This window comes from Leptospira ainlahdjerensis (genome assembly GCF_016919175.1).
GTDB classification, from domain to species: domain Bacteria; phylum Spirochaetota; class Leptospiria; order Leptospirales; family Leptospiraceae; genus Leptospira; species Leptospira ainlahdjerensis.
The window spans coordinates 43,950-67,660 of record NZ_JAFFPU010000074.1 but is presented as its reverse complement, the minus strand read 5'-3'; the positions used below and the strand labels follow the sequence as shown (position 1 = coordinate 67,660).

General features: G+C 41.0%; 20 protein-coding genes and 1 pseudogene. 10 read left to right on the top strand and 11 right to left on the bottom strand.

Features of this window, described 5'->3' with window-relative positions:
* Window positions 1–415 precede the first annotated feature (415 nt).
* From JWG45_RS18370 to JWG45_RS18350, 5 genes are all read left to right on the top strand, one after another.
* On the top strand, window positions 416–1,687 hold the full coding sequence (locus tag JWG45_RS18370; RefSeq protein WP_205281078.1) for a hypothetical protein: 1,272 nt from the start codon (window positions 416–418) through the stop codon (window positions 1,685–1,687).
* A 90-nt stretch (window positions 1,688–1,777) separates the two neighbouring features.
* Window positions 1,778–2,464: a hypothetical protein gene (locus JWG45_RS18365; protein WP_205281077.1), complete on the top strand. Its 687-nt coding sequence runs from the start codon at window positions 1,778–1,780 to the stop codon at window positions 2,462–2,464.
* Between the two features lie 48 nt (window positions 2,465–2,512).
* Complete coding sequence (locus JWG45_RS18360) at window positions 2,513–4,060, top strand: HEAT repeat domain-containing protein (protein WP_205281076.1); 1,548 nt, start codon at window positions 2,513–2,515, stop codon at window positions 4,058–4,060.
* An 8-nt stretch (window positions 4,061–4,068) separates the two neighbouring features.
* Window positions 4,069–5,112, top strand: coding sequence for an LIC_10091 family lipoprotein (locus JWG45_RS18355; RefSeq protein WP_205281075.1), 1,044 nt, complete (start codon window positions 4,069–4,071; stop codon window positions 5,110–5,112).
* Between the two features lie 11 nt (window positions 5,113–5,123).
* Window positions 5,124–5,966, top strand: coding sequence for an N-acyl homoserine lactonase family protein (locus tag JWG45_RS18350; protein WP_408611655.1), 843 nt, complete (start codon window positions 5,124–5,126; stop codon window positions 5,964–5,966).
* Window positions 5,967–6,225: 259 nt separating this feature from the next.
* Here the strand turns inward: JWG45_RS18350 and JWG45_RS18345 are convergent, their stop codons facing one another.
* The 5 genes from JWG45_RS18345 to pabB form a co-directional block, all read right to left on the bottom strand.
* A complete protein-coding gene (locus JWG45_RS18345; protein WP_205281073.1) occupies window positions 6,226–8,277 on the bottom strand; it encodes an AMP-dependent synthetase/ligase in 2,052 nt (683 codons plus the stop codon).
* Between the two features lie 181 nt (window positions 8,278–8,458).
* Window positions 8,459–8,749, bottom strand: coding sequence for a hypothetical protein (locus JWG45_RS18340; RefSeq protein ID WP_205281072.1), 291 nt, complete (start codon window positions 8,747–8,749; stop codon window positions 8,459–8,461).
* A 77-nt stretch (window positions 8,750–8,826) separates the two neighbouring features.
* The gene (aat, locus tag JWG45_RS18335) at window positions 8,827–9,486 is read right to left on the bottom strand and encodes a leucyl/phenylalanyl-tRNA--protein transferase (RefSeq protein ID WP_205281071.1); all 660 of its coding nucleotides are present in this window, start codon (window positions 9,484–9,486) and stop codon (window positions 8,827–8,829) included.
* A complete protein-coding gene (gene thpR / locus JWG45_RS18330) occupies window positions 9,483–10,046 on the bottom strand; it encodes an RNA 2',3'-cyclic phosphodiesterase (RefSeq protein WP_205281070.1) in 564 nt (187 codons plus the stop codon). Before thpR ends, aat begins: the two co-directional genes overlap by 4 nt.
* Before the next feature lie 10 nt (window positions 10,047–10,056).
* A complete protein-coding gene (gene pabB, locus JWG45_RS18325; protein WP_205281069.1) occupies window positions 10,057–11,871 on the bottom strand; it encodes an aminodeoxychorismate synthase component I in 1,815 nt (604 codons plus the stop codon).
* A 31-nt stretch (window positions 11,872–11,902) separates the two neighbouring features.
* Here pabB and JWG45_RS18320 point away from each other — a divergent pair, with 31 nt between their 5' ends.
* From JWG45_RS18320 to JWG45_RS18310, 3 genes are all read left to right on the top strand, one after another.
* Entirely contained in the window at window positions 11,903–14,077 is a 2,175-nt protein-coding gene (locus tag JWG45_RS18320; protein WP_205281068.1) for an MASE1 domain-containing protein, read from the top strand.
* A gap of 52 nt (window positions 14,078–14,129) precedes the next feature.
* Complete coding sequence (locus JWG45_RS18315; protein ID WP_205281067.1) at window positions 14,130–14,741, top strand: TetR/AcrR family transcriptional regulator; 612 nt, start codon at window positions 14,130–14,132, stop codon at window positions 14,739–14,741.
* A gap of 103 nt (window positions 14,742–14,844) precedes the next feature.
* A complete protein-coding gene (locus tag JWG45_RS18310) occupies window positions 14,845–15,756 on the top strand; it encodes a hypothetical protein (protein ID WP_205281066.1) in 912 nt (303 codons plus the stop codon).
* On the opposite strand, the gene JWG45_RS18305 is transcribed toward JWG45_RS18310, so the two are convergent.
* Together JWG45_RS18305 and prfA are read right to left on the bottom strand one after the other, a co-directional pair.
* On the bottom strand, window positions 15,753–17,255 hold the full coding sequence (locus tag JWG45_RS18305) for a PLP-dependent transferase (RefSeq protein ID WP_205281065.1): 1,503 nt from the start codon (window positions 17,253–17,255) through the stop codon (window positions 15,753–15,755). The genes JWG45_RS18310 and JWG45_RS18305 overlap by 4 nt on opposite strands.
* A 66-nt stretch (window positions 17,256–17,321) precedes the next feature.
* Complete coding sequence (gene prfA / locus JWG45_RS18300; protein WP_205281064.1) at window positions 17,322–18,386, bottom strand: peptide chain release factor 1; 1,065 nt, start codon at window positions 18,384–18,386, stop codon at window positions 17,322–17,324.
* Between the two features lie 40 nt (window positions 18,387–18,426).
* On the opposite strand from prfA, the gene JWG45_RS18295 reads away from it, so the two are divergent.
* Both JWG45_RS18295 and JWG45_RS18290 read left to right on the top strand, forming a co-directional pair.
* Window positions 18,427–19,032 (top strand): hypothetical protein, encoded by a 606-nt coding sequence (locus JWG45_RS18295; protein WP_205281063.1) that lies wholly within the window; start codon window positions 18,427–18,429, stop codon window positions 19,030–19,032.
* A gap of 26 nt (window positions 19,033–19,058) precedes the next feature.
* Window positions 19,059–20,219 carry a hypothetical protein gene (locus JWG45_RS18290; RefSeq protein WP_205281062.1) on the top strand — a complete coding sequence of 387 codons (1,161 nt, stop codon included), beginning with the start codon at window positions 19,059–19,061 and terminating at the stop codon, window positions 20,217–20,219.
* Between the two features lie 3 nt (window positions 20,220–20,222).
* Here JWG45_RS18290 and JWG45_RS18285 read toward each other — a convergent pair whose 3' ends face one another.
* The 4 genes and pseudogenes from JWG45_RS18285 to JWG45_RS18270 all read right to left on the bottom strand — a co-directional run bounded on the left by JWG45_RS18285 (window position 20,223) and on the right by JWG45_RS18270 (window position 23,234).
* The gene (locus JWG45_RS18285; protein ID WP_205281061.1) at window positions 20,223–21,269 is read right to left on the bottom strand and encodes a carbon-nitrogen hydrolase family protein; all 1,047 of its coding nucleotides are present in this window, start codon (window positions 21,267–21,269) and stop codon (window positions 20,223–20,225) included.
* 11 nt (window positions 21,270–21,280) lie between these two features.
* Complete coding sequence (locus JWG45_RS18280) at window positions 21,281–21,715, bottom strand: NUDIX hydrolase (RefSeq protein WP_205281114.1); 435 nt, start codon at window positions 21,713–21,715, stop codon at window positions 21,281–21,283.
* A gap of 164 nt (window positions 21,716–21,879) precedes the next feature.
* The gene (locus JWG45_RS18275; protein WP_205281060.1) at window positions 21,880–22,545 is read right to left on the bottom strand and encodes a rhomboid family intramembrane serine protease; all 666 of its coding nucleotides are present in this window, start codon (window positions 22,543–22,545) and stop codon (window positions 21,880–21,882) included.
* Window positions 22,523–23,234, bottom strand: a pseudogene (locus tag JWG45_RS18270) (TetR/AcrR family transcriptional regulator). The gene JWG45_RS18275 and the pseudogene JWG45_RS18270 overlap by 23 nt, the downstream one beginning before the upstream one ends.
* Window positions 23,235–23,711: the final 477 nt, after the last annotated feature.

The window sequence follows — 23,711 nt, the reverse complement described above, 5'->3', positions numbered from 1 at the left end:
CGGATTGACTCGATTTTTGGGCAGGACTCTCCCAGAACGCCTTCTTCTCCTCTGAAAAATAATCCCCACTCTTAAAAATTTAGGGATTTCTCGGTTTCATAAAAAATTTATATCGGTTTATAAATGTTTCGGAATAAGGCCAATCTGATTTTCCCTCAGCCATTAGATATCAAATTGAATATTTACGCGTTTTCGATGGACGGGTGCCGGAATTTTTTATATCGAACGTTATGTAAAACGATAAAAAAATTTTCCGCGTTAGTCATTATTTCTTAATTCAAGTTGACTGACTGTTCGTTACAACCTTACGATTGTTCTGGGTTAAATCCCGGGCCGGCAGAAGAACGAGAGGTGGGATTCCTTATAGGATATGTCGTTCTCCAGGGCCATAAATGAAAATGGAGAATAGTGAAAGATGAAAAAAGCTAATTGGATTGCGACTCTTCTGTTCGTGCTCGGTTTCGGCGTAGGATCTTTGTCTGCGCAGACTCAGGCTCAACTTTTTGCAAAGCCTGGGGTAATTGGGGACTCTTTGAGTCATGGTTTCTTCGGAGCGACAGTAGAGAAAAAAACTCAGGATTGGGCTTATCCGGTTCTGGTCAGCAAACAAGCCGGATCTTCCGTTTCGTATAACGTTCTGAAAGGACCGTTTATCAACTTGGAAGACGTTCTGAAAGGGGATTGTGGTGTTTTCTGCATCGCTGGTTCTATCATCGGTGGTAACGGCTCTACGGTGAGCCTTCCTACTCATGCGGGAATTACAGGAGCGGAATATACTTCCGTTTTGAGAACTTCCGGAAAATGCGAAGACGTTACCGCAACTAAGTGGGACAAAGAGTGGTATTGGGCAAAGTGGTACTGGTATACTTACCGTTGGGTACAAGTTCAAGATTGTAAAGAACCTGATAAGTTTCACCAATTTGGTCTTCGGAGTTCCGGAACTCAGATTGAAATTATGGAAAAAGTCAGACCCTCTTTCCTTTTCGGAACTGTAGCGGCGAACCACGTTCTTTGTACTGCGCTTTCTACAACAACAGCTTGTTTGGACGAGGCTCGATACAAAAGAGATATTCGTGAAGTAATGAGAAGACTGGCTGCGATGGGAAGTTTGAAGGGAGGTGTTCTCTTTACTATTCCTAACGTGACTGCGATTGCCTTTTTGGAACCATATAAGGATCCTCAAGGAAGAGCTAACTACTCCGGCCTGAAAGCATTCTTCAGAAACTCGGTATCAGATCCGAATCAAGTTTTAGACGCGAGTGAAGTCGCGACTATCACCAACTTTTTGGCGATGTTGAACAACGAAGTCAAAGCGCAAGGTGCGGCGATGGGATTTGCCGTGGCTGATCTGAAAGTTGTCTTTGATGACATCAAAGAAAACGGACGTATTGTAAAAAGCCCGTCCGGTTGGAGTCCTGGTTACGCACGTGCAAACTGGCCTTTACCGAACCAACCGGGAGTTTTTGGTTTAGACGGAGTACACCCGAACATGTTCGGACACTCGGTATTCGCGAACGAACTGATCAAAGTCATCAACGCGCGTTATGGCTTAAATCTGGCTCAAGTAAGCGAATATACCGCTTGGTACTACGACACTCTAAACAGAAATCCGATCGACTTGAAGAAATTCCTGACCGATACAATTTTCGGACAGTTCATTTCTTGGGTAATCGGAATTTTCGTTTAACAAAAATTCCTCCTCGATTTTTGAGGAAGAAGACAGCAAATTTGGAACGTCGCCTATTTAAGGCGGCGTTTTTTATTTAAAGCGAGTTTTATGGAACTTAGAAAGATATATATTTTAGCCGCATTTGTATTTGCATTCATCCTAATTTTGTTTATTATTTTTTGGCCGGAAGATCGAAAGAAGAATTCAATTTCCATTGTGGAAGAAAGTGAGGCCGTGCTAAAAACTAAATACTATTCCGAGATGGATCCTTATTTTCCCGATGCACCCCATCCTTTCAACGAGGATCCGGAATTGGAAGGCCAGGCAAAAAGGCTTTGGCCGGAAGCGTTTCGTCCTAAAAAAACTCCCGAAGAAAAAGAACAGATTCGAAAAGAATGGTCCGATTTTGTCGCGCGATATCCTAAGAATATCTACATTCCCTCCGAGTTTAAGCCCGCTTTGACGGAAGCCGAAGAGAAGGAAGCAAGAGATAGATTGGACAGTATCGGGAGCGTAGAAGCCATGAACGCAGTCTCTAGATCCCTGAGCAAATATGCGGAACCCGGTAAGGAACCGAAACCCCCTTCGGAGGCAAGCGTAAATCCCAAAGAACAGTTGGCCTATGTGAACTATAAAATTGAAGAATTGGAATCTAGAATTCAACTGATTGAATATACGATCCAGCAGGGAAAGCTGGACCCTTCCCAGGTCGGAACTGCGAACCAGGACATCGCAGTATGGAAAAAGGAACTCGCAGATTTAAAGCAAGTTCAGAGTATGATTCCTCGTTCTTAGTTCGCTATCGACCCATTGCAAAAAGTCACTTAAAACAAAGGAGAAAACATGCCGTTATTTTTGATCGTTCTTATTTTTATTCTGAGTTGCGGTGGACCGCCAAGACCGGACTTACTACCGATTGCGGATGAAAGAAAGGAAATTCCTTTAGAACAAATTTTAAGCGAACTAAAGTCTGAAAACCCTCAATTGAGAGCTCAGGCTATTTTAGAACTTTCTAATAGAAACCACAGGGCTTCCTTGAATACAATTCGTGAATTACTCAAAAAAGATTCTAATCCTGCAGTAAAAGGGACTGCGGCGATAGCACTCGGAACCTGGAAGGATAATTCTTCGCTTTCCGAAGTGATTCAACTTTTTAAACCGGAATCGGGAGTAACTCCTGATATCGTTATGGAAGCTCTGTCCAGAATGGAAAATCCCTCTTCCGCATCCGCAGTCATTCCTTTTTTGCAATCGGAGGATTCTACACTTCGTTTGATCGCGGTTGATACTTTGGTAAGAATCGGCGCGCGTTCTTCCGGAGAATCGATTCTCAGTTTGGCGAAAAAAAACAAGGACCCCGAGTTTTCCAAAACATACGCGATGGCATTAGGAAAATTGAAAGTACGGAACGCGGAACCATATCTTATAGAACTAGCGAAAACCACCGAACCGTCTCCGACTTTAGCCGCCGCTTACTTGGCATTGGGAAGAATTTCGAGTAAGAATGCGATTCCGCTTCTGATCCAAGGGTTAGCGAGCGAATTCGATAAGGGAAGCGAAAATTCGATGCTCGCTTTGATCGAAGTAAAAGATTCTTCTTCGATTAAGCCAGTAGTTCCGATTCTAAAAAATAAGAATCGTGAAATTCGTTTTCGGGCGGTTAACGTACTTTCCGAAATTCCATCTTCGGAAACAGGGCCTTTGACATTAAAAATACTCGAAGAGAACGAGCCTGAATCTTCCGCTCCGGCCTCTCTTGTCTTGGGTAGAATTCATTTTATTTCCGCGAGAGCTCTGATCGAGCAAAGGTTATCGGATTCTAAAATTCCGGATCGCGAAGTGATCGGACAATCCCTCGGTTATATGGGCGATAAAAAAAGCATTCCGGCTTTATTGAATGTTCTCAAGGAGTCAAGTGGAGAAGGTCGTTACGGCGCGGCTTGGTCTTTAGGAGTTCTACAAGCAACGGAAGCGCTCGAAGCTTTAATATCGGCATCCAACTCAACCGATCCGAAACTTTCAGCTTTGGCTGTCGAATCCTTGGGATTACTTCGTTCTCCTAAAGCGCTTCCTACCTTGATAAGTTTGGCCGAAAATAAACCGAACTCCGCTTCGATTGTGATTCCGGCGATCGCGTCTATCCCCGGAGAAGAATCCCGTAAAATCCTCGAGACATTTGCGAAAAAGGAGAACGTCGCCCTTCAACAAGTGGCAATTTCTGAATTGGGGAAAAGAAAGGAGTCCGCAAGTATTCCCGCCTTAATTCAAATATTAGAAGAAAACCAAGCAGCGAGCTCAAAACTTTTAATTGCCTCCTTGTCTTCAATTACAGGAAAGAACTTTTACTCTCGGAACGAATGGTTGAACTGGTATAAACTCAATTCAAAGTAACCAGGTTTATGTTTCATAATAAAATAATCCCGATGTTTTTATCGGGATTGCTCGTCTTTACTTCATTCTGCAAAGCTCCCCCTCCCAGAGATCCTTGGGATGTACCTCCTTTGAACGAGAAAGAAAAATTTTTTCTCGTTCCTTTGATCACCGACGATTTTGATTCTAAGGACCTTGGCGGCAGGCACTATCCGGCTTCGAACGAGCTGAGGATCGATCTTTTTAAACCGTATATTGAAAACGTAGAAGGCGGCTATCTCGGAGCGGGAACTGATCAAAACTTTACGTTTATCATTTGGGCCAAAAGCAAATATGCTTGGCTCATGGATTTTGATTACACGATTTGCATCATCAATCGAATTCATTTACTATTTTTTAAGTTGGCGTTAGATCCGGATTCTTACCGAGAGCTTTGGTCTCGGAAGAATAAAAATTCTTCCTATGAATTATTAAAAAAAGAATGGGGTAATGATCCTGAATGGAATCTCATTCGAGAGGCTTGGGAAGTCGCGCACCGAGGAAAATCGGATATTCCGCAAAGATGGAATGAACTGGATCGGACTTCTCAAAAATTCGGACTTAAGACGTTTATTCATTCCAAAGAAGAATATAACTACATCCGAAACATGGTTCTTCAAGGAAGAATCCAAATCTTAAAGGGGGACATCAACGCTGACAAAAGTATGAGATCAGTTTCAGAAAGAGCATCACGTTTGAATGTTCCGATTCGAGTTGTTTATCTTTCTAACATCGAAGATTACTTTTCTTACACTCCGGGTTTTCGAGATAATCTTTTAAGCTTACCTACGGACGACAAAGGAATCGTTTTAAGAACGATGCAAAACGGAACCAAAGAAGAATACGGATCTCCGGACGGAGAAAAAATTCCCGTGGATTATCCATTGCACTACAACGTTCAGTCTTTAAAGAATCTTCAGCAATGGATGCTTTTGCCGGGACATCTTCATAAGGGAATTCTAATGCAATTTAGAACTCAATTACAAAAAGGTTTTTCGGAAATCAAAAGTAGTCCTTCCGAAATTCTCAAATGAAAGGAACTTGGATCGTTTTTTTTCTTTTTTGTTTTTCCGTTTTTTGTGTCGGTGCCGGAGATCAGAATCGGGATTTTTCCTCTCGGACATTTTCAAAAAACTGTAAGTCGAGTTACGGCCTTTATGTTTTCTCTTATGGACGAAGTTCATATCCGAATCAATTTTTAAACGTGGAAGAGGGCGACGGGAGTCGAGAGATCGTCTTTTTGTTCTATCTGATAAGAATTCCCGGAAAGAACATCCTTGTGGATTCGGGATTTGTGAACGATTCTTACAGAAAAAAATTCGGCTTTGTTTCCTTTGAGAGCCCCGAAGATCTATTGAAAAGATGTGGTATCGATCCGAAAGATATTTCGGATATCGTTCTCACGCATTTTCATTTTGATCACGCTGGTGCAATTTCTCTTTTCCAATCGGCAAGAATTCATATTCAAAATCATGATTTTGATATTTTGGAAAAGCAGTCTTATTTTCCGAAACAATCTGCCTATCTAAGCGGATTAAAAAATCAAAACCGGCTTCATTCCTTTAACGGACCCTATTCGGTTGTTCCTGGAATGAGGCTTTTATTTACCGGCGGACATACTCCCGGTTCTCAAGCGTTAGAATGGATCGCTTCTTCCGAAAATCAGTTTTTGATAACCGGCGACGAATGTTATCTCATTCAAGAATGTAAAAATGGAATCGGACTTCCCAAAGTCGCCGCGTTTTCAATCAAAAGGAATCGGGACTTTCTCGAATACGTTCAGATCCTAAACCGCAAAGGAACGAAAATTTTGACATTGCATGATCCGGCTATTTTAGAAGAAGGGGAAGAGATTTTTTCAGGAGTTCGAATTCTATTTTCACTTTAGAAGGAGAATTAGAATTTCTCGTTTTTGTAAGACCTCCTTTGATAAGAATTTTGCGTTCGACTCGACGTTCTCGATAAAGTCGATTGCAGATCGATCGAAAGTTAGCTATATTTACAAAACATAAGGGGAGCGTGTTTTAAATACTTTTTAGTAATGGGTTTGACTTGTATAGAATTCTACCTTGATCGGCTGTCCTGACAAAAAAAGCCTGAAGCAAAGTTTTACTTCAGGCTTTTTTATAAGAAAGAGAATTTTAAAATCAGTCTTTGTCGTAGACCTTTTTGATTTCTTTGCTGTATTTTTCCGTGATCACGTGACGTTTCATTTTGAGAAGGTTGGTCAATTCGTCTCCCACTTCAAAAGGTTTTTTAGTGAGAATCACGTGTTGAACCTGCTCAAAAGATTTGAATCCGGTTTTTGTGCTGTTATAGCTACGAACTTCCTTTTTGTAGAAGTCTATAACCTTAGGATGTTTGATCAATTCTTCCACTTGGGAAACATCGATTCCATTTTCCTTGCACCATTCGGTCAACTGATCCACGTCCGGCACGATGATTGCACCAAGAACTTTCTGGTCCTGACCGATTACCATCGATTGTTTAATAAAAGGTGATTCGTCCATTTTATTCTCGATTGGAACCGGTTCCACGTTTTCTCCCCCAAGAAGAACTACGGTGTCTTTTGCTCTTCCCGTCAGCGTGAGAGTCTTCTTGTAGTTGATAAACCCGATATCTCCGGTGTTCATCCAGCCGTCTACAATGGTCTTCTTGGTAACTTCAGGATTCTTAAAATAACCTTTCATTACCTGAGGCCCTTTTACAAAGACAACTCCTTTCTGTCCTAACTTTCCGGCAAGGACTTCGTACTTGTCGTTGATGTGAGTTAGAACATGTCCATTATCATCTTTGATCATCAATTCCGATTTGGGCACCAAGAAACCAACGGATCCAATGATCGGCTTCACGAAAGGGCGAACGGAAATTACGGGAGAAGTTTCCGTCATTCCATAACCCTCGAGAACGAGCATTCCAATGTCGTTGAAGAAGTTATCCACGTGCGATTGCAGAGCGCCCCCGCCCGACATAGATCCTTTCAGTCTTCCGCCGGTAGCGGCGCGGATCTTGGAAAGGACGATCGCATCCAAAGTTTTTGCGTTAAAGATCAAACCAAGACCGGCGATCGTAAACAAGAGCCCACTTGGCACTTGAACTCCGTAGGCCGGCAGTGTCAAATACGCCAAAATTGCCATCGCACTTACGGTAAACGGACCCATCAGAAGCACGAGAATCAGGGATTTGATTCCAATCGCTAAGGATTTGAAAATATTTCTGTTTTCATAATCCACTTCTAGTCCTTTTAAGAATCTGAGAGAAGCGTTGTAATGTTTTGAAAAGAAATACGCCAACTTGAACAAGGCTCTTCTTACGGGAGGTGTTTGTTTTGGATCGTTTACTTTGTTGTAAATTCCAGTGTAAACACTTTCCCAAACACGAGGAGCGGAAGCCATAAAAGACGGTTTTGCTTTTGCTAGATCGTTTTTCAGATCCGATACTTTGGTGTAATAAGTCTGAATTCCGCTCGAAATAGCACCATATTCGTTTACTCTTTCGAATATATGCCAAATCGGTAATATAGAAAGCATACTGTCTGAAGGTTTGATATCCGTCAAAAGCATCGGAACAACATAAATCATTTGGTGAATCATGTTGGAGTGCATGAGCATCACACCTTTCGGCATTCCAGTGGTTCCGGATGTATAGATAAGGGTAAAAAGATCGTCGGGTTTAATTTCCTCGATTCTTTTTTCAGCTTTTCTTCCGCCTTTCGCTCTGAGTTCTTTTCCTTCTTCGATCAAGTCGTAAATCTTATGGATATTCTTTCCTTTTGCAGTGGAGGCTTTATCCATAATTATGATCGATTCAATTTTAGGAATTTTGGATTTAACCTTGTTAAACTTTTCGAGCATCTTATCGTTTTCGATAAAAACGATTTTTGCCTCCGAATGGTTTAGAATATATTCCAATTCAGATTCAGTAACATCAGTTCCTCTCGGTACGTTAGCTGCACCGGAAAACTGAACGGCATAATCCGCGACCATCCATTCGAGTCGGTTGTCCGCTAATACGGCAACGTGCTCTCTCGCCTTCAATCCTAAATGGATCAAAGCTTCAGCGAGTGCAATTCCCATATCATAAAGCTGTTTGTAAGAAGTAGGATGGAATTCTTTATCCTCTCCTTTGCTCCAAAATACGGGTCGATCTCCAAATTTCTCGGTGGATTGTATTAACATATCCGCGAGGTTTTTATACATTTCCAATTCCTCTTTAATGAGTTTTACCGGAATGATTTCCGGTAGGTTAAAGGCTGAATAAAGCTAAGAGAAAAAAGGAATGAGTCAACCAAATTTTCAGGTGAGAGAGGAGAGGGTGCAGTGCAAAAACGAGGAAAAGAAAGGACCGTCTACCTCGGAAGAGATAGACGGGAAGCAGTGATTATTGCTCTTCTCCTGCAGGAGTAGAAGAGGATTCAGTTGCTGGGGCAGATTCTTCTTTTTTAGTTTCTGCTTTTTCCTTCTTGGATTTTTTCTTAGATTTCTTTGCCTTTTTCGCCTTTTTGGATTTCTTAGCTTTTTTTCCTTTCTTTTCAGACTTAGTTTCTTTCGGAGTTTCAGTCTGAGTAGTCGGTGTTTCAGCGGCAGGTTCTTCTGCAACGAGTCCTGCAAATCCAGTTAGCGCCATTGAAGCGATCAAAAGTTGGGCAAGAATTTTCTTAAAAAGGGTCATTTTAAAGTTTCCTATTGAATAGAATGATTGATTCTGAGAAGTGCAACATCCTTCCGAAAAAAGTAAATACGTTTTTTTTAAAGAATGGAATGAGGAGGGGACCATTTTTTTCCCGAAGCAACGGCGGGTTCCAGTCTTCGGAGATATTCTTTTTTTGGAATTTGATACGCACCGAGTCCCAGAGTAACGATGTTTAGCTGCTGAGTATCGAAAAGAAAAAACCCATCTTTTTTGAGCGCCTCAAATAAATGATACAATCCGATTTTTCCGAAATCCGGCACGAAGGAGAACATCGACTCGCCTGCAAAAAAGTTGCCGATGGCAACTCCGTAGACTCCGCCTCCGAGTTTCCCGTTCTCATCCCAGACTTCGACTGAATGCGCGTAGCCGAGTTTGTGAAACTCGTTGTAACCTTTGATAAAAAGTTCGGTAATCCAGGTTTCTTCACCCGGTCGATAGGCGCAACAACGCATAACTTGTTCGAATGCTCTGTTGAAAGTAATCGTATATTTCTTCTGGTTGATTTTACGTTTTACACGTTTTGAAATATGCAATTGATTGAGATCAAAAATTCCGCGAGGATCCAGACAATACCAAAGGATAGGCTGATCGGACCAAGGAAAGATTCCATTCTTATAAGCATAAAGAAGTCTTTCGGGGGAAAGATCGCCACCGACCGCGACGATCTCACGGTCCCAGACGTGTGGATTTCTAAAAAAGTCGGAAAAGTCTTTCAAAGTGTTTTCCCATAATCCCTGTAAGACGGAAGAAGTGAAAAGGATTCTTCAATCGTATAAATCGGTCCGTCCGAGGACGATTTGGAGGAGTAGATATGAAATTCTAAAACAGGAAAACGCGAAGAGGAAAAGCCGGTGAATTCTTCCAAGTAAAGAGATATTCGTTCTCCGTTCGCATTTTTGAATCTCCCAATCGTAACGTGGGGATGGTATTCTTGACGTTCCGGGTTAAAACCTCGTTTTCGAAGACCGGAATCCAGAGTTTTCTGTAATTGGAGTAAGTTCGAGTTTTTTTCCACGTTTGCAAAAAGAATCGAAGGCGATTTTTGTTTTCCGAAAAAACCCACGGACTGAAGCCTCAAGTCGAAGTCCGGAAGTGAAATCCTGGAACAGAATTCCGAGATGCGATCGATATCATCGGAACCTTGTTCCCCTAAAAAAACCAAGGTAATATGAAAATTCTCTTCCCGCACCCACTTGATATCGGGCAATCCGTAACAGATTGAAGTTAGCTGTTCTTTCACTTCGTCCGGAATGGAAATCCCCAAAAAGGTTCTCATGCTCGAAAGCTTAGAACTTCCGCGGATTTTCGCAACTAGATTCTGAATGCGGATTTTTCGAAGAACTTTCGATCTTATGAACTCTCAAAATTCCCCGAAGCGAATTACAAAGAAAAACGGATTCGGCCGATTTAAGATCCTCCAGAGAAAGAGAACGTTCGTAAAAACCTTTTCGTTTCAAAAGACGATTGCGATAGATTCCAGGAAGAATTCCGGAAGAACCAAGCGGAGTAAAGTAAGAATCTCCGATTTTCAAAAAGACGTTCGTGATACTTCCTTCCGTTATCTCCCGTTTTTCGTTTAAAAATAGAACGTCCAAATAAGAAGAATTTCTAGATCGGGTTCCTTCACGATCGTAAGTATCTCTGAGGTTAGTCTTGTGTTTTCTAAACTCGGAAGAAGAATCCATTTCGATTAAACTGATTTGTAAGTTCCCTTTTTTGGGAAAGTTAGAGAGAATCGAATGTTCGAAATAAAAATTTCCGGTTGTATTCAAACAAATTTTGATACGATAAGAATTCGTTCTTTTACAAACGGAGCGAACCTTTTGCAGACAAGAATCCCATTCATCCTCGGAGAAGGGAAAATCTAGGGTTTCCGCCGAAGTTTTCATTCTCATCCGATGTTCCTTTTGAAAATAGAATATTCCATTTTTGTAAAGTATCGTTTCGAATAAGAAAAAGTTTTTTGGCGCTTCGGAAAAGAATTTCGCCTTTTCTAAAATTTCAAGCCATTCCTTTTCAGGATCCGCGTCCCATGTGATCCCGGATCCGATTCCGAGTTTTCCTTTCCCATGAGAAATTTCTAATGTACGAATCGCGATCGAAAAGACGGCGTCCGAATTCGGACGAAAAATCCCGATTGCTCCGGTGTAAATCCCCCTCGGCTTTTCCAATTCCCGAATCAATTCCATCGCTCTGAGCTTCGGCGCCCCGGTGATCGAACCTCCCGGAAATAATTCTCTGAAAATGTCGGGTGTTTCGACTCCGAATGAAAGTTCGGATCGGATCGTACTCGTCATTTGGAGAATGGTTTTGTATTTTTCCACAGAGAATAATTCCTGAACATGAACGCTTCCCTGACGACTGATTTTTCCAAGATCGTTTCGCATCAAATCCGTAATCATTAGATTCTCCGCAATTTCCTTCTCGGAGTTTTTCAAAAATTCGACGTTTTTGTCGTCCTCCGATTCGGTTTTTCCCCTGGGAGAAGTGCCTTTCATCGGTTTGGTGATCATACTCCGTCCTTGTTTTTCAAAAAAAAGTTCCGGCGAAAACGAAAGAAGGTCCCAATCCGGAATTCTTATCCAAGATCCGTATGGAACGGGTTGACGATTGAAAATTGCATTATAAAATGATAATATATCGCCCTCAAAGTCGAAAAGGATTCTATCGGTATAATTGATTTGATAGATTTCTCCTTGGAAAAGTTTTTCACGAATGAATTTTAGATTTTCAAAATATTTCTTCCGATTCGGTAAGGATGAAATATGAAATCCGAAACTTTTTGAAACGGCCTCCTCCATTTTTGGAAGAATTTCCGGTTCATGAAAAACGCCGAAGTATAAAAATGGAAAATCCGTTTCAAAATCTTTTTGATTCATTCCCGAAAGAATTTCCCCGGATTCGTAAGAAATAAATCCGGCGACGTAAAACCCTTTTTGAATATAGAGTTGGATTTCCCGAAGCGACGATTCGATTTCTTTTGAAGTAAATGCCTTTATTGTGGTGATTGGGTTACGAAAGAGAATCTTTCCGGAAGGATGGAATCCTTCGTCGAAAATCATAAAAGGCTGGTCAGAGAATAGGAGTTCTTCGATTCTCATTTTAGAGCAAACCTAATTAGGATTGATGATTTTGTCTCTTCGTTTCAAAGCAATCATAAGAATCTCAGGAACCATTTTATTCTCCGGAGCGGCCTATTATGTTCTCGCCCAAATCGGAAGAAATACGGCGATTTATCCCGGATACGCTTCTGCAATCTGGCCGGCATCCGGAGCGGCGCTTGGTTTAACTCTTATTTTTGGAAACTACACTATCGTCGGCGTTTTTATAGCGTCTTTTCTTTCCAATTCAGGCACGGATTTATTCTCGGAAATTTGGATCGATCCGAACAAAAATTTATTTCTCAGCGTTTCTATCGGCTTTTTTTCGGCGCTTCAGAGTTATGTAGGCAAAGTTGTATTAACAAAAAAAATTCCCGGTATTAAACTCTCGAATCGCACGTATTTCGTTCTTTTATTCATATCGCTTGAAGCGCTCGTTTGCACTATCAGCTCGACCGGTTCCGTGGCAACGATGTATTTCTTCGGGCAAATCGAATCATCGGGTTTGCGTCAAAGTTGGTTGACTTGGTGGGCGGGTGATACGCTCGGGGTTTATATTGGCGCTCCTTTTATTCTTTTTTGGTTTCGAGGAGAATACAAGGTTCCGAAGCTTTTCGATTTTTTAGAATCGTTAACCTTACTTTTGTTGATCGTGTTTTTTTCTCTTGTTTCTTTCGATCTGGTTACTCCGATCGTTTCCTTTAGTTATCCGTTGGGCCATATTCTAATTCCTTTGATTTTATGGTCCGCGTTTCGTCTCGGGGAAAGGGCGAGCAGTCTGGCTGTAGTCCTTTCCTCCGTAATCGCAATTTTAGGAACTATTTCAGGATCTCCTCAATTCTATGCTGAGACGATGAATGCTTCTTATATTCTACTTCAATTCTTTGTCGCCGTTCTTTCGATAACGAGTTTGCTCGTAGCAAGTATTGTAAACGAAAGAAAAGAAGCCGAAAATCAGCTGAGAATTTCCCACCAAAGTCTGGAAGGAAAGGTGAAAGAAAGAACCCGTGAACTTCTTAAAGCGAACGAAATTCTCAGAGAGGAAATACTCGATAAGAACGAAGCAAAGGCTGCTTTGGAAAAAAGTCAGACCCGATATATGGGGTTGTTCGAACATCTTCCCGTGGCAATTATCGAAGCGGATTATTCCGAACTCAAACGTGTATTGGACGGACTTCCGAAAGAATTGTATGGAGATGTTTTCACGGATTACGTGGAGAAAAATCCCGATTTTGTTCAACTCTGTTTTGATTCGATCCGGATCATCGGCGTCAATCAGGAAACGGTGAATCTACTTCGAGTGTCTTCTTTTGAAGACGTATTTAAGAACTGGAAACGTTTTTTTAGTCAGGATAATTTTAAAGTATTTCGAAGGGTTCTTCGTAAAATCCGAGAAGAATCCTATTTTTATGAAGTAGAAGTCGGATTTCGAGTTCAAGACAATACACGGTTGGATATTAAGATTCGATGGTCCGTTCCGCCGGGATTCGAAATTTCTCTTTCCAGCGTGATCGTAACTATGCTCGACTTCACGGAGATCAAATCCACGGAAAGAAAACTACAACTTTCCTTAGAAGAGAAGGAAGTGATGCTCAAGGAAATTCATCACCGGGTAAAGAATAATCTTCAGGTGATTTCATCGCTTTTGTCTATGCAATCGGACTATGTTCACGATAAGGAAAGTCTTTCGGTTTTTAAGGAAAGCCAGAATCGACTTCGAACGATGTCGATGATTCACGAAGAGTTATATCAATCTGAGAACCTGGGAAAAATTCAGTATTCCATATATATTGAAAAACTCTTAAACCAACTTTTTCAAGTCTACGGAAAAGCGGATTCGATTCGGCTGATTACCCAACTTGAATCCTTAGATATCAGCGTTAACAGAGCGATTCCAATCGGCTTGATATTAAACGAATTGGTTTCCAATTCTCTAAAGTATGCGTTTCCTTCCGAAGTTTCCGCCATCGATTTACCCGAGTTGAAAATTTCTCTCTCGAAGAAAAACGAAAACTTAGAGCTCAAAATCGAAGACAATGGAATTGGAATGCCTCTCGGATTTGATCTTGACGATTCCACTTCACTCGGTTTGAAACTCGTAAATATTCTCGTAAGACAGCTGAAAGGAAAAATCGATTTTTCCTCCGATTCTAAAAAAGGAACTCGGTTTACGATCTTAGTTCCTTTGAGCGTGGATCTCATCTAAGAATCTTCTGGTTTACAAAAAAAACTCCGGCCCAAAACATTCTTACCCAAGTATGAAAAAAGAAGAAAAAATTCAGGCTCGAAGAGAAGAAATTTTGGACGCGGCCTTGGATATCTTTTCGAAAAAAGGCTATCACTCCGCAGGAATTGCGGACATCGCGGGGAAATTGGATATCGGGCACGGAACTTGTTATCGTTATTTTAAGAATAAATTGGATATCCTACACGCACTTCTTGATCAGATTCAGAAAGGACTTTCGGAGGTGATCTCAAAACAAAGTCCCGATCAATCCAATTCTTTGGAAGAATACAGATCACAGATTGGAGAGATCGGCGTCGGTTTGTTTGAACTTTTTGGAAAAGATGTTCGAGTCGGTCAGGTTTTCTTTTTTGAAACCCAGGGCATCGACGATTCCATTTCGACGAAAATCAAAAAAACTTACGATCTTTCCGCAAAGGTCACTGAGTTTTATTTGATCAACGGCGTAAAAAAGGGTTTTTTAAGAAAGAATTTGGATACCGACGTCGCTTCCAAAGCGATCAATTCCATGATGTTTGAAGGGATTCGTCAGTCCATTTCCCACAAATCGAACCAAGAATACGCGATTCGTTGGATGAAAGCCGTTCCGGACTTGATGCTGGACGGAATGAGGGCCAGTTCGTGAAATTCTTGTATTTGAAAAAGCAGGAGTTTCTACTTTTTTTTAATTGAAAAAACTGAATGATATGTCATTCTAATTTTAAAATAACGAAACAGGAGAATTGAAAATGGTTCAAGTCGATGTTTTCTGGGCCTACGGATTGGGCGCAGGCTTTGCAATGGCGGCTTCCCGTCAGATTAAAAAAATTCAAACCTCGCCGGATTCTTCACCCGCAGAGGCTCTGACAGAGGTCGGAGGGAAGAATGAAAAAACTCCCTTTTGGAAGACTACGTATTTTCTGATCAACGTGCTTTTCCTTTCTCTCGTGTTCGGACCTTCTGGGCTTTATCTCGTTTGGCAATTTACCAATTGGGAAACCATGCAGGCCTTGGATAAATCGATGCCGGGTTGGTTGGTTACTCTTTTCGGTTTTACAAATGTTTCGCAAGGAATTCTCGCCTTCTGGATCGTTTGGAAACTTCTTGAAAAATCCAAAGTTTTCTTCGGTTTTTTACAAGTGATGTTGGGCTATTTTGGAATGTTTTTTATTCTTGTTCACGGTTGGGATGGAGAAGGTTACAAAAGATTTTTTTCAGCAACTCGTGAAGAATACCTTAACAACTGGTCTTGGAATACGGCGCTTTCTTGGTTAACTTCCGATGTCGCGATCACGTTGTATGTCATGGGTGTGATTATGATTCCAATTATGATCGTCATAATGTCCAGATGGTTGGAAGAAGGTCTTGAAATTCAAGGCGTTTCTCTCGAACAGGAAGCGAAAGAAGGAAAAGGAAGTCCGATTCAAAGAATCGTTTATTTTTTCGGTTCCGTTTTTATCGGTGCGCTCGGGCTCGCGATTCTCTCCAGTTTGATTATCCACGCACTCGGATGGATTCTCGGAAGTGTCGTCGCACTCGGAATGCTTTATATATTAGGAATTTCTAAATTTGGAATTCTTTTTGTTTTTTATAAGGGAATTTTCCATCTCAAAGGACGTTCGGCTTCTACAAGTGGGGTTCCCGCAGGGGCGAGGGCTTAGATCTCGAGAGCCTTTTTGTATTCCTGAATCAAAAGGTCCGGGTCTTCGATTCCAACGGAGATCCGGATTAGATTCGGATCCAATCCGTTTTCTTTTAAAAATTCAAGTCCTTCTTTTTTGGTCACCAATTCGTAGTGAGCCAAATAAACATAAAGCATGTTTAATGTGAATTCGGTTCCGAAACTCGGGCCCTTTAGCAACGCCAATCGATCGTAAAACGTTTCCAATGGAATCGAAAGCTCGATGGATAAAACTCCGGCTTGAATTTCCGGAATTCTTGTTATCTTTGAAAAATTTTCCGAGGACTCGGAAGAGCCGGTCCAAAAAACGTTTTTAATTCCGGGTTGTTTGGAAAAAAATTCCGCTAACTTTTTTACGTTCGAACTGATTTTTAGGACTCGTTCCTCGTATCCTTTGATTTCATACGCGAGTCTTTCGCAATCGCGAATATAAGGAATTTCCACCGATTCCTTGCAGACGGGAAGAATTTCCTGAAACCAATGAGACTTTCGATTTAAGATCAGAGCCCCCATCATCAAATCCGCGTTTCCACAAGCAAACTTTGTAAGGCTTTCTACGATCACGTCCACATAGGGAAGAACATTGATGACCGCGGAGCCTGCGATAGAAATATCCGCGATCAACGGAATTTCATACTGATCCACGATCGATTTGAGTCTAGGGTAATCAGGAACCAAAAGAAGAGGATTGGTCGGGCATTCGGTGATGATTCCCGCGACACGATCGCTGTTCTCATTCAGAAACTGTTCCAGATCTTCCAAGTCCGTCGCATTATGAATCACGTAAGAATCTTTCGTATATTTTTCCATGATGCGGATGTTATCCACATACAACCAGCCGAGACGGATCCAAATCGTTTTATTTTGTTTTGTTTGAATTTGATTAAGCGCTTCAAAGACGGTATAAACTCCGTTCATACCCGAAGAGGAAAGAAAAATTTCCGGATTTAGATTCGGATAAAAGGAGGATAACGTCGAAATGATTTTTTCTACAGGATTTTCCCTTTCCACATTCTCTCGAAAAATTTCCTGAAGAATTCCTTTTTTTAAAAGAAAGTCTTCCGCTTTTCTCGACGAAGCGAGACATCCCGTGTGCTGAATAAAAGATAGAATTTCTTTTTCTAAATCTTTGAGATTCGGAATGACTAAGGTTACGATTCCTTCGTCTTCAATGATTTCAAATTCTTGAATGGAGAATTTCTGAACGATCGCCTCTGCCGCTTTTCGGGAAGATACGATGAACTGAGGAGTGGAAATCTTTCGATTCTCCTTGTTGTAGTCCAGAATCCGAGCGATATAAGAATGTGCTACGAACCTCGGATAACCGGACTTTAATCGGGAAAGGGTTTCGGTTCTTTTTTCCTCGTAGCCTATAACGTCCGTTAGGTGAGGTAGGCTCACGGAAACCGCATGAATGTTTTCGAACGGGATTCTCTCTCCGCAGAGAGTTCTATGAGGTTCGCTGATTTCTTTTAACATTTCTCTAATTCCAGTTCGAGATCGATCCGTGATTTATCAACCTGTAAAATTCTAAGATTTAGTTCTTTAACTTGGCTGTGTTTCTGAAATTTTTCGAATTCGATCTTCTTCCGTAAGCGCGCCGATGAGTTCGTCCAAGTCGCCTTCCATGATGGCGGATAAATTGTGACTCGTAAATCCGATTCTATGGTCCGTACATCTTCCCTGAGGAAAGTTATAGGTTCGTACTCTTTCAGAACGATCTCCGCTTCCGATCATTTGTTTTTTGATCGCGTCGGAAGCTTGTTTTTTATCTTCCGCTTGTTTTTCAAGAATTCTCGCGCTCAAAATTCTCAAAGCCTTGGCCTTGTTTTTATGCTGCGATTTTTCATCTTGGCAAGCGACTACAACTCCGGTCGGAATGTGAGTGATTCTAACCGCTGAGTCGGTCGTGTTTACGTGCTGACCACCAGCCCCGGAGGAACGATAAACGTCGATTCTAAGATCGTTCTCATTGATCTCGACTTCTTCGGCGTCGGCTTCGGGGAGAACCGCAACGGTTACGGCGCTCGTATGGATTCTTCCTCCCGATTCGGTGCTCGGGATTCTTTGCACTCGATGTGTTCCGCCTTCGAATCTAAAAAGGTCGTAAGCCCGATCGTCTTCCAAAGCAAAAATAATTTCTTTCAAGCCACCGATCCCGGTTGGCGAAGAATCTATGATTTCGGTTTTGATTTTGTTCTTATCCGCAAATCGGGAATACATTCTAAAAAGATCGGCCACGAAAAGACCGGCTTCTTCCCCTCCAGTCCCGGCTCTGATTTCGATGAGGATATTTTTACCGGAATTCGGATCCGGAGGTAAAAGTAGAATTTCGAGTTCTTTTTCGAGTTGTTCGAGTTTCTCACCCGCTTGCCGAATTTCTTCCTTGAGCATCTGGTGCATTTCTTCGTCCTTTTCGGACTGAATCAATTCTTCGGCGTCTTTTTTATCTTTTGTAAGTTTGAGATATTCTTCTACCTTGAGATAGAGAGGTGTCAGACGCGATCTTTCTTTATAAAGATTCTTGAGCGAGGAGGGATCTTTCGCCAGATTTAACTCTTCACTGATCCGAAGGTATTTTTCTTGTATTTTTTCAAGTCTATCTATCATTGAATGAACTCGACCTTTCCTTTGTAAATCAACCCACTCTATGGAAAACCATATTTCCGTCGCAGAAGCTTTTTCTGAAAAATTCTTAACCTTACTGACCGACCTCAGGGGATACCGCAGTCCTTTCGGTAAAACCGTGGGCGATCCGAGCGATTTCATCCAAGAATGCGTTCAGAAGGCCGCAATTCGAGCCGGAGCCGTAAGCGCCGGTCTTTCGATTCCCAAGATGCACTTGGGATATCTTACCTTATTGCCTGAAATGATCCTGTTCTACAGAATCCAAGGTCATCTTGTAAAAGATATCGCAGCCCTTTACGGAAAAGAATCTCAAGTCTCTCCAGAGATTATGAGTTATTGTATCTTTCCGGATACGAACCACGCCTTAATTCGTTCGATCGTCCGAGACGTGGGAAGTCGAGTTCTCGTAAGACCCGCTTCTTTGGAAATTCTTCGTTCCATCGGCTTTCATCTCGGTTGGAAGTTGTTTCGTAAAAATGGAAGTTCTTCTTCGAGATATGGATGGCTTCCTTATTTGGGTGCGATCTTGAACGGAGGAATTTCGTTTTTGGATACAAAAACCACGGGAAGAAGGGCGACCGAACTTTTTCAAAAAGAATTCGAATTTACAAACAAAATCGAAGAATAGAATCCAAAGAGAAACTGAAGTATATTATGAATATTGAATCCATTTTGAAAGATAAAATCAGATTGAAAGCGTTTTTCCTTAAGAATACGATTTTGATTTTGTTTACGGTTTCTTTTTTTCATTTCTGCAAAAGCAGTCACGAAACTTTTATTGAAGAAATCCAAGAGTTGGTAGAGCAGGAAAAATACGAAAAGGCAGCTGATAAGTTAAAGGAGAAACTTCAATCCCCGAAAGACAGGGACGAGATTCTTTCTTCCGAAGCTCCCGATTCTTCAAGGGTAATCGAGTTTTCAAATGATCGATTGAAGTTGGTCTGGACGGAAGATCAAAAAATATTCTATCAGGATCTTTCTGCGGGTGAAAATAATTCGAGAAGTTTGGATCAGATTCCTTCCAACTTATCCCTTTCGCAAAACGCGAATTATGCGTTGGTCGAATATCCGATGCAAGCTTCGGGCGGTTGTCGATACGTTGCGATATCATTAAAAGATTCCAGTCTTTCTTACGAGGCAGGCGCTCAAGTTTCTTGTAAGAATCGGGGATCGATTCTTCCCGACGGATCTAAAATCTATTACTTCGTCGATGACAATCTTTATGAAGAAAAAACGGTAGAACCGAGAAAGCCGGTTTTAGTCTTGAATAAAGAAAAGATCGTTTCTCCGTTTCCGAATCTAAAAACACGTTCTCTGATGTATCCATCCGGAAATTCTTTTTTGATTTTTTCCGGAAACGCAGGCTCTTACAATCTCTACTGGTTTCATCCCACACAAAAAACCGCTGAAAAAATCGATAAGGATATTTTGAGTCCGATTCTTTATTATGGAAACGGAGAAAGCGCTTATTATATCGGCGGTGAAATCGGGAAATTACATTTGCGAAGAATTAATTTTTCCTCTAAGGGCAAACCCGCGATCACAAAACTTTTCACCGTGAGCAGAAAAGAAATCTATCCTTGGAAATTAGCAAAGAAGAACGAGTTTCTTTCCGGTTATTCGGGAAAGGTTCATCTTTGGGGCCCTTTGAAAAAAAGTCAGAATCTCCCAATCCTTTGCGAAAGAGCTTATCTTTCCGGGGACGATCGAATCGTCTGTGAAACCGAACCCGGCTTATTGATCCTGAGTAAACTCGACTTTCAGCCGGAGGATTGGAGTATTTGGAAACTCTACGAAGAAGTTCGAAGCAAATAAAGTCTATAAGAATAGGTTGAGAATCAGAGGTTCTCTGCTATTCACACCCGGAGTCGGAGCTCCGTATCTTGTCTTCACATAACTCCCGCCTTCGTATTCTTGATCGATCAAGGAACCCGAAGGAATTACTCGAATCGTAGATTCAAAATTGGATTTTGTAGCCCATTCTTTCAGAAAAGTTTCGGAAGATTCTTCTCCAATCGCGATGATCCTGGAAACGAAAGTTTTTTTAATTTTATCCTGAAATTCGGGATTTTTGAATTCTTCCAAATAAAAAATGCCGAATCTTGCAAATGGAAATTGAAAGGTAATCAGCGATCGGTCATCCTCTTCCAAAGAAGAAAAATTATTTTCCGTAAACTTGGAAAGATCTTTTTTCCAAATTTCCGAAGGATTGTGAGATAAAAATTCTTTGGCGATTTTTCCGTCCGGTTCAAAAAGAAATGCGAATTCTTTCCATTCCCCTTCCGAATTCGAAGTCAAATTTCCATCTTCCAGCCTCGCGCCGGGCAAAAGGATCGAACCCGGTAAAAGATAAATTCCATAAGTTCTGGAAAGATTTGAAAAAATTCTTTGATAGGTGGATGAAATTTTGGAATAAGGATCCGTCTTTTGTCCCGTAATCAGTCCGATCCAATTTTTAAATCGGATTTCAAGACTTAAAAGAAAAAAGGCCCTTTCTAAATTTGGCGCCGAAAAAACTTCCCGGCGCGCATTTAGAAAATACAAAAAACTTCCGGTATGAGAGGGAAGAACGACTAACGTATTTTTTTTAATCAGCCCTTTTTGTTTAGCTTGTTTGATGGGATTTTCGAAAGATTTCAAAAATCTCTCTTCGGAAGAAAAATCTTCGAGTCGCCATTCCGGTTGAATCACAAGAATATTACCGGCGTTTCTGTCGTATCCGGCGGTAAGGATCTGATATTCCTTCCGTTTGAGTGCTGCGTATTGTTCCGAGGAAATTTCTTTACCGGAAAATATGAAAGCGATTCCTAAAAAAATAGGAATCAAGATTAAGGACGCGATTGTATTTTTCCAAAATGGAGTCATATTCTTTTTCTCTAATAGACTAAAGATGCGTATTCCTTGAGATAGAGATTGACCGCATCGAGCATATATTCCGAAAACAGCGGACTGGGATCATAGGAGCGAACGTTTTCCCAAGCTATGTAGTCGTGTTCGTCGGAAAGTTGAATCTCTCCGCCTAAAAAATTCGCGTGGTAGGCGATGATGATACACGGAACGTTCCCCTCGTTGACCCGGTGTTTATGAACGAAAAGAGGTTTTGAAGAAACTCGGATTTGAACTTCGGAACCTAATTCTTCTTCGATTTCGCGCTCCATACTCAGTTTCCAATCTTGGTAGAATTCGTCTTCGTTCATTCTTCCGCCCGGTAAATCCCCAAGACCCGATTTTCTATCTCTAAGAATCAACAAGTCGTCTCCCTTTCTTAGGAATAATTTTTGAGTGATTTGAAAGAAGCCGTGTTTGCTCAAGGACGATTCATTCTCCGAGTTTCCATACAGGGGCTTATAATTTTTCATTGCTGACAATCATTTTTATCTTGGATTCCTATTTTGCGGGCGGATCCGACGAAAGAGGCAAGACGAGATTCTTAGATAATTATAGGAATCTCGTTTGTGATTGTCGGATTTGGAACTTAACGATTGGAATAGAAAAACGCTAAGATTAAAGTTAGGACGATAAATATTAAGTTTAGAATAAAACCGGAATGAAGTTGTTTTCGTTCCGTTGGTTTTAAAAAATACGCAGCAAAGATGACGGAAATAAATCCGCCTAAATGCGCCCAACGAGCGACTCCATCATCGTTAAAAACATTTGTTATATCCGAGTAAACCATGATCCACGCGACAAGAAAGACGGGAAAGGGAATATTCTTCTGATTAAAACGTAATGAGAACGGAGAAAGTAGCGCGGCCACCGCCGCAATTCCGGAGATCGCTCCGGAGGCGCCGACTACCGGAGTCGAGTCGTGTAATATAATTCCTCGAATAAAAGAATCCAAAAGTGAAGAAATCAAAGCGGCCATAAAAAAGAAAAGGAGCCATCTCCCTTTTCCGGCCTTGTGTTCTACGGCTCTTCCGAGAAAAAAAAGATAAAACATATTTCCAAAAAGATGAAAGATGTTTCCGTGATAGAATACCGCTCCGATCCAAGAAATCGGCTGGATATGTCCCGGATGATTCAGGAAATATTGACGGATTAAATGTTCCGGTAAAAAAATATTCACCAGAAAAAAAGTCGCGGTCATCAAAAAAACAAAAAAAGTAGTTAAAGGAAATTCAAAAAGAAGAATCCGAATCAAAGTATTTCTTTTCCTCCGGGAAAATATCGAGACAGATAGGATTTCAGAATGATTTTCAATTCGATAATCATTCTGCTTGAAAATTCCTTATCTTTTTGCTCGCGTATCCAACGGTTCAAAATCGCATCCGTTACTTCCACGATAATTCTTGAGATGATATTATTTTCCGCAGGATCAACTTGAAACTGAGAAAGAATTCGTGAAACGTTTTCGGAAATTTTTAGATTGTTTTCCCTATCAATTTCTATTAGCTCAGGATCCTGTTTCATGGAGGACCAAAGCGGCGCGAATCCCGGTTCGGTCAGATAAAAATTGGCAAAAGAATCAATTACGAGGTCGATCAGTTCTTCCCAATTTCTCCCCGAAAGATTGGATTGAAAAATTTCAGAAAGCATCTGATTGACTCTTTCCAGATGTCTTTGACCGACTGCATTCAAAACCGCGTGTTTATTCGGAAAGTATTGATACAAAGATCCGATTGGAATTTCCGCTTCTTGAGCAATCATATTCGTGGTGATCGCTTCAGCGCCGTTTCGTTCCAATAAAATAGCCACAACGTCTAAAATTTTCTGAACGCGATCAATCGATCGCCGCTGAGAAGGCTCTTTTCTGGGATCCAAAAGAGAGGAATTTTTCCCTGATTCGCTATTTATAACTTTCGTATTCTTTATTGTTTTCTTTGAAATCAAAGCAAATCTCCGCCGCAGAAACGGCCAGGTTCCATTTACAGATTTCATGGGAGAAATTCAAGAAAAGTATTGAGTGAAAAACGAATTGTTCTCGTTTTCAGGTTAGCAAGTTCTTTTCCATTCATTTAAGAATTGAATGAAAAAAGTAGAATTTCCTATTTCAAAGTTTTGATTCTGACCTTAAAAGGGTAAGAGTATAATCTATTCTTTTTATAAGGAGATAAATATTCTCTTGAATCAAAGAATTCGAATTTTTCTTTTTCTGACATTCATTTCAGAGACGGAATGAGAATTCCTACTTTCAAAAGATGAGTGCAATAAACCAAAAAGAAAACTAGAATTCGAATGGATTCTTTCAATTCATAGAGCGATCAAGAGATCTAAAAATTCTCAAGCAAAGATTCATTTTTTCTAAAATAAGATAAAAAATTAACCTTTAGGAAACGTTTCTTTCGATTTCCGGAACCGTATTGTGGA

Coding starts and splice junctions, on each gene's coding strand:
- JWG45_RS18305 (WP_205281065.1), bottom strand. CDS start 17,255: ATGTTAAAAGAAATCAGCGAACCTCATAGAACTCTCTGCGGAGAGAGA.
- JWG45_RS18360 (WP_205281076.1), top strand. CDS start 2,513: ATGCCGTTATTTTTGATCGTTCTTATTTTTATTCTGAGTTGCGGTGGA.
- JWG45_RS18295 (WP_205281063.1), top strand. CDS start 18,427: ATGGAAAACCATATTTCCGTCGCAGAAGCTTTTTCTGAAAAATTCTTA.
- thpR (WP_205281070.1), bottom strand. CDS start 10,046: ATGAGAACCTTTTTGGGGATTTCCATTCCGGACGAAGTGAAAGAACAG.
- JWG45_RS18310 (WP_205281066.1), top strand. CDS start 14,845: ATGGTTCAAGTCGATGTTTTCTGGGCCTACGGATTGGGCGCAGGCTTT.
- JWG45_RS18285 (WP_205281061.1), bottom strand. CDS start 21,269: ATGACTCCATTTTGGAAAAATACAATCGCGTCCTTAATCTTGATTCCT.
- JWG45_RS18315 (WP_205281067.1), top strand. CDS start 14,130: ATGAAAAAAGAAGAAAAAATTCAGGCTCGAAGAGAAGAAATTTTGGAC.
- JWG45_RS18365 (WP_205281077.1), top strand. CDS start 1,778: ATGGAACTTAGAAAGATATATATTTTAGCCGCATTTGTATTTGCATTC.
- JWG45_RS18290 (WP_205281062.1), top strand. CDS start 19,059: ATGAATATTGAATCCATTTTGAAAGATAAAATCAGATTGAAAGCGTTT.
- JWG45_RS18370 (WP_205281078.1), top strand. CDS start 416: ATGAAAAAAGCTAATTGGATTGCGACTCTTCTGTTCGTGCTCGGTTTC.
- JWG45_RS18340 (WP_205281072.1), bottom strand. CDS start 8,749: ATGACCCTTTTTAAGAAAATTCTTGCCCAACTTTTGATCGCTTCAATG.
- pabB (WP_205281069.1), bottom strand. CDS start 11,871: ATGAGAATCGAAGAACTCCTATTCTCTGACCAGCCTTTTATGATTTTC.
- JWG45_RS18355 (WP_205281075.1), top strand. CDS start 4,069: ATGTTTCATAATAAAATAATCCCGATGTTTTTATCGGGATTGCTCGTC.
- JWG45_RS18345 (WP_205281073.1), bottom strand. CDS start 8,277: ATGTATAAAAACCTCGCGGATATGTTAATACAATCCACCGAGAAATTT.
- prfA (WP_205281064.1), bottom strand. CDS start 18,386: ATGATAGATAGACTTGAAAAAATACAAGAAAAATACCTTCGGATCAGT.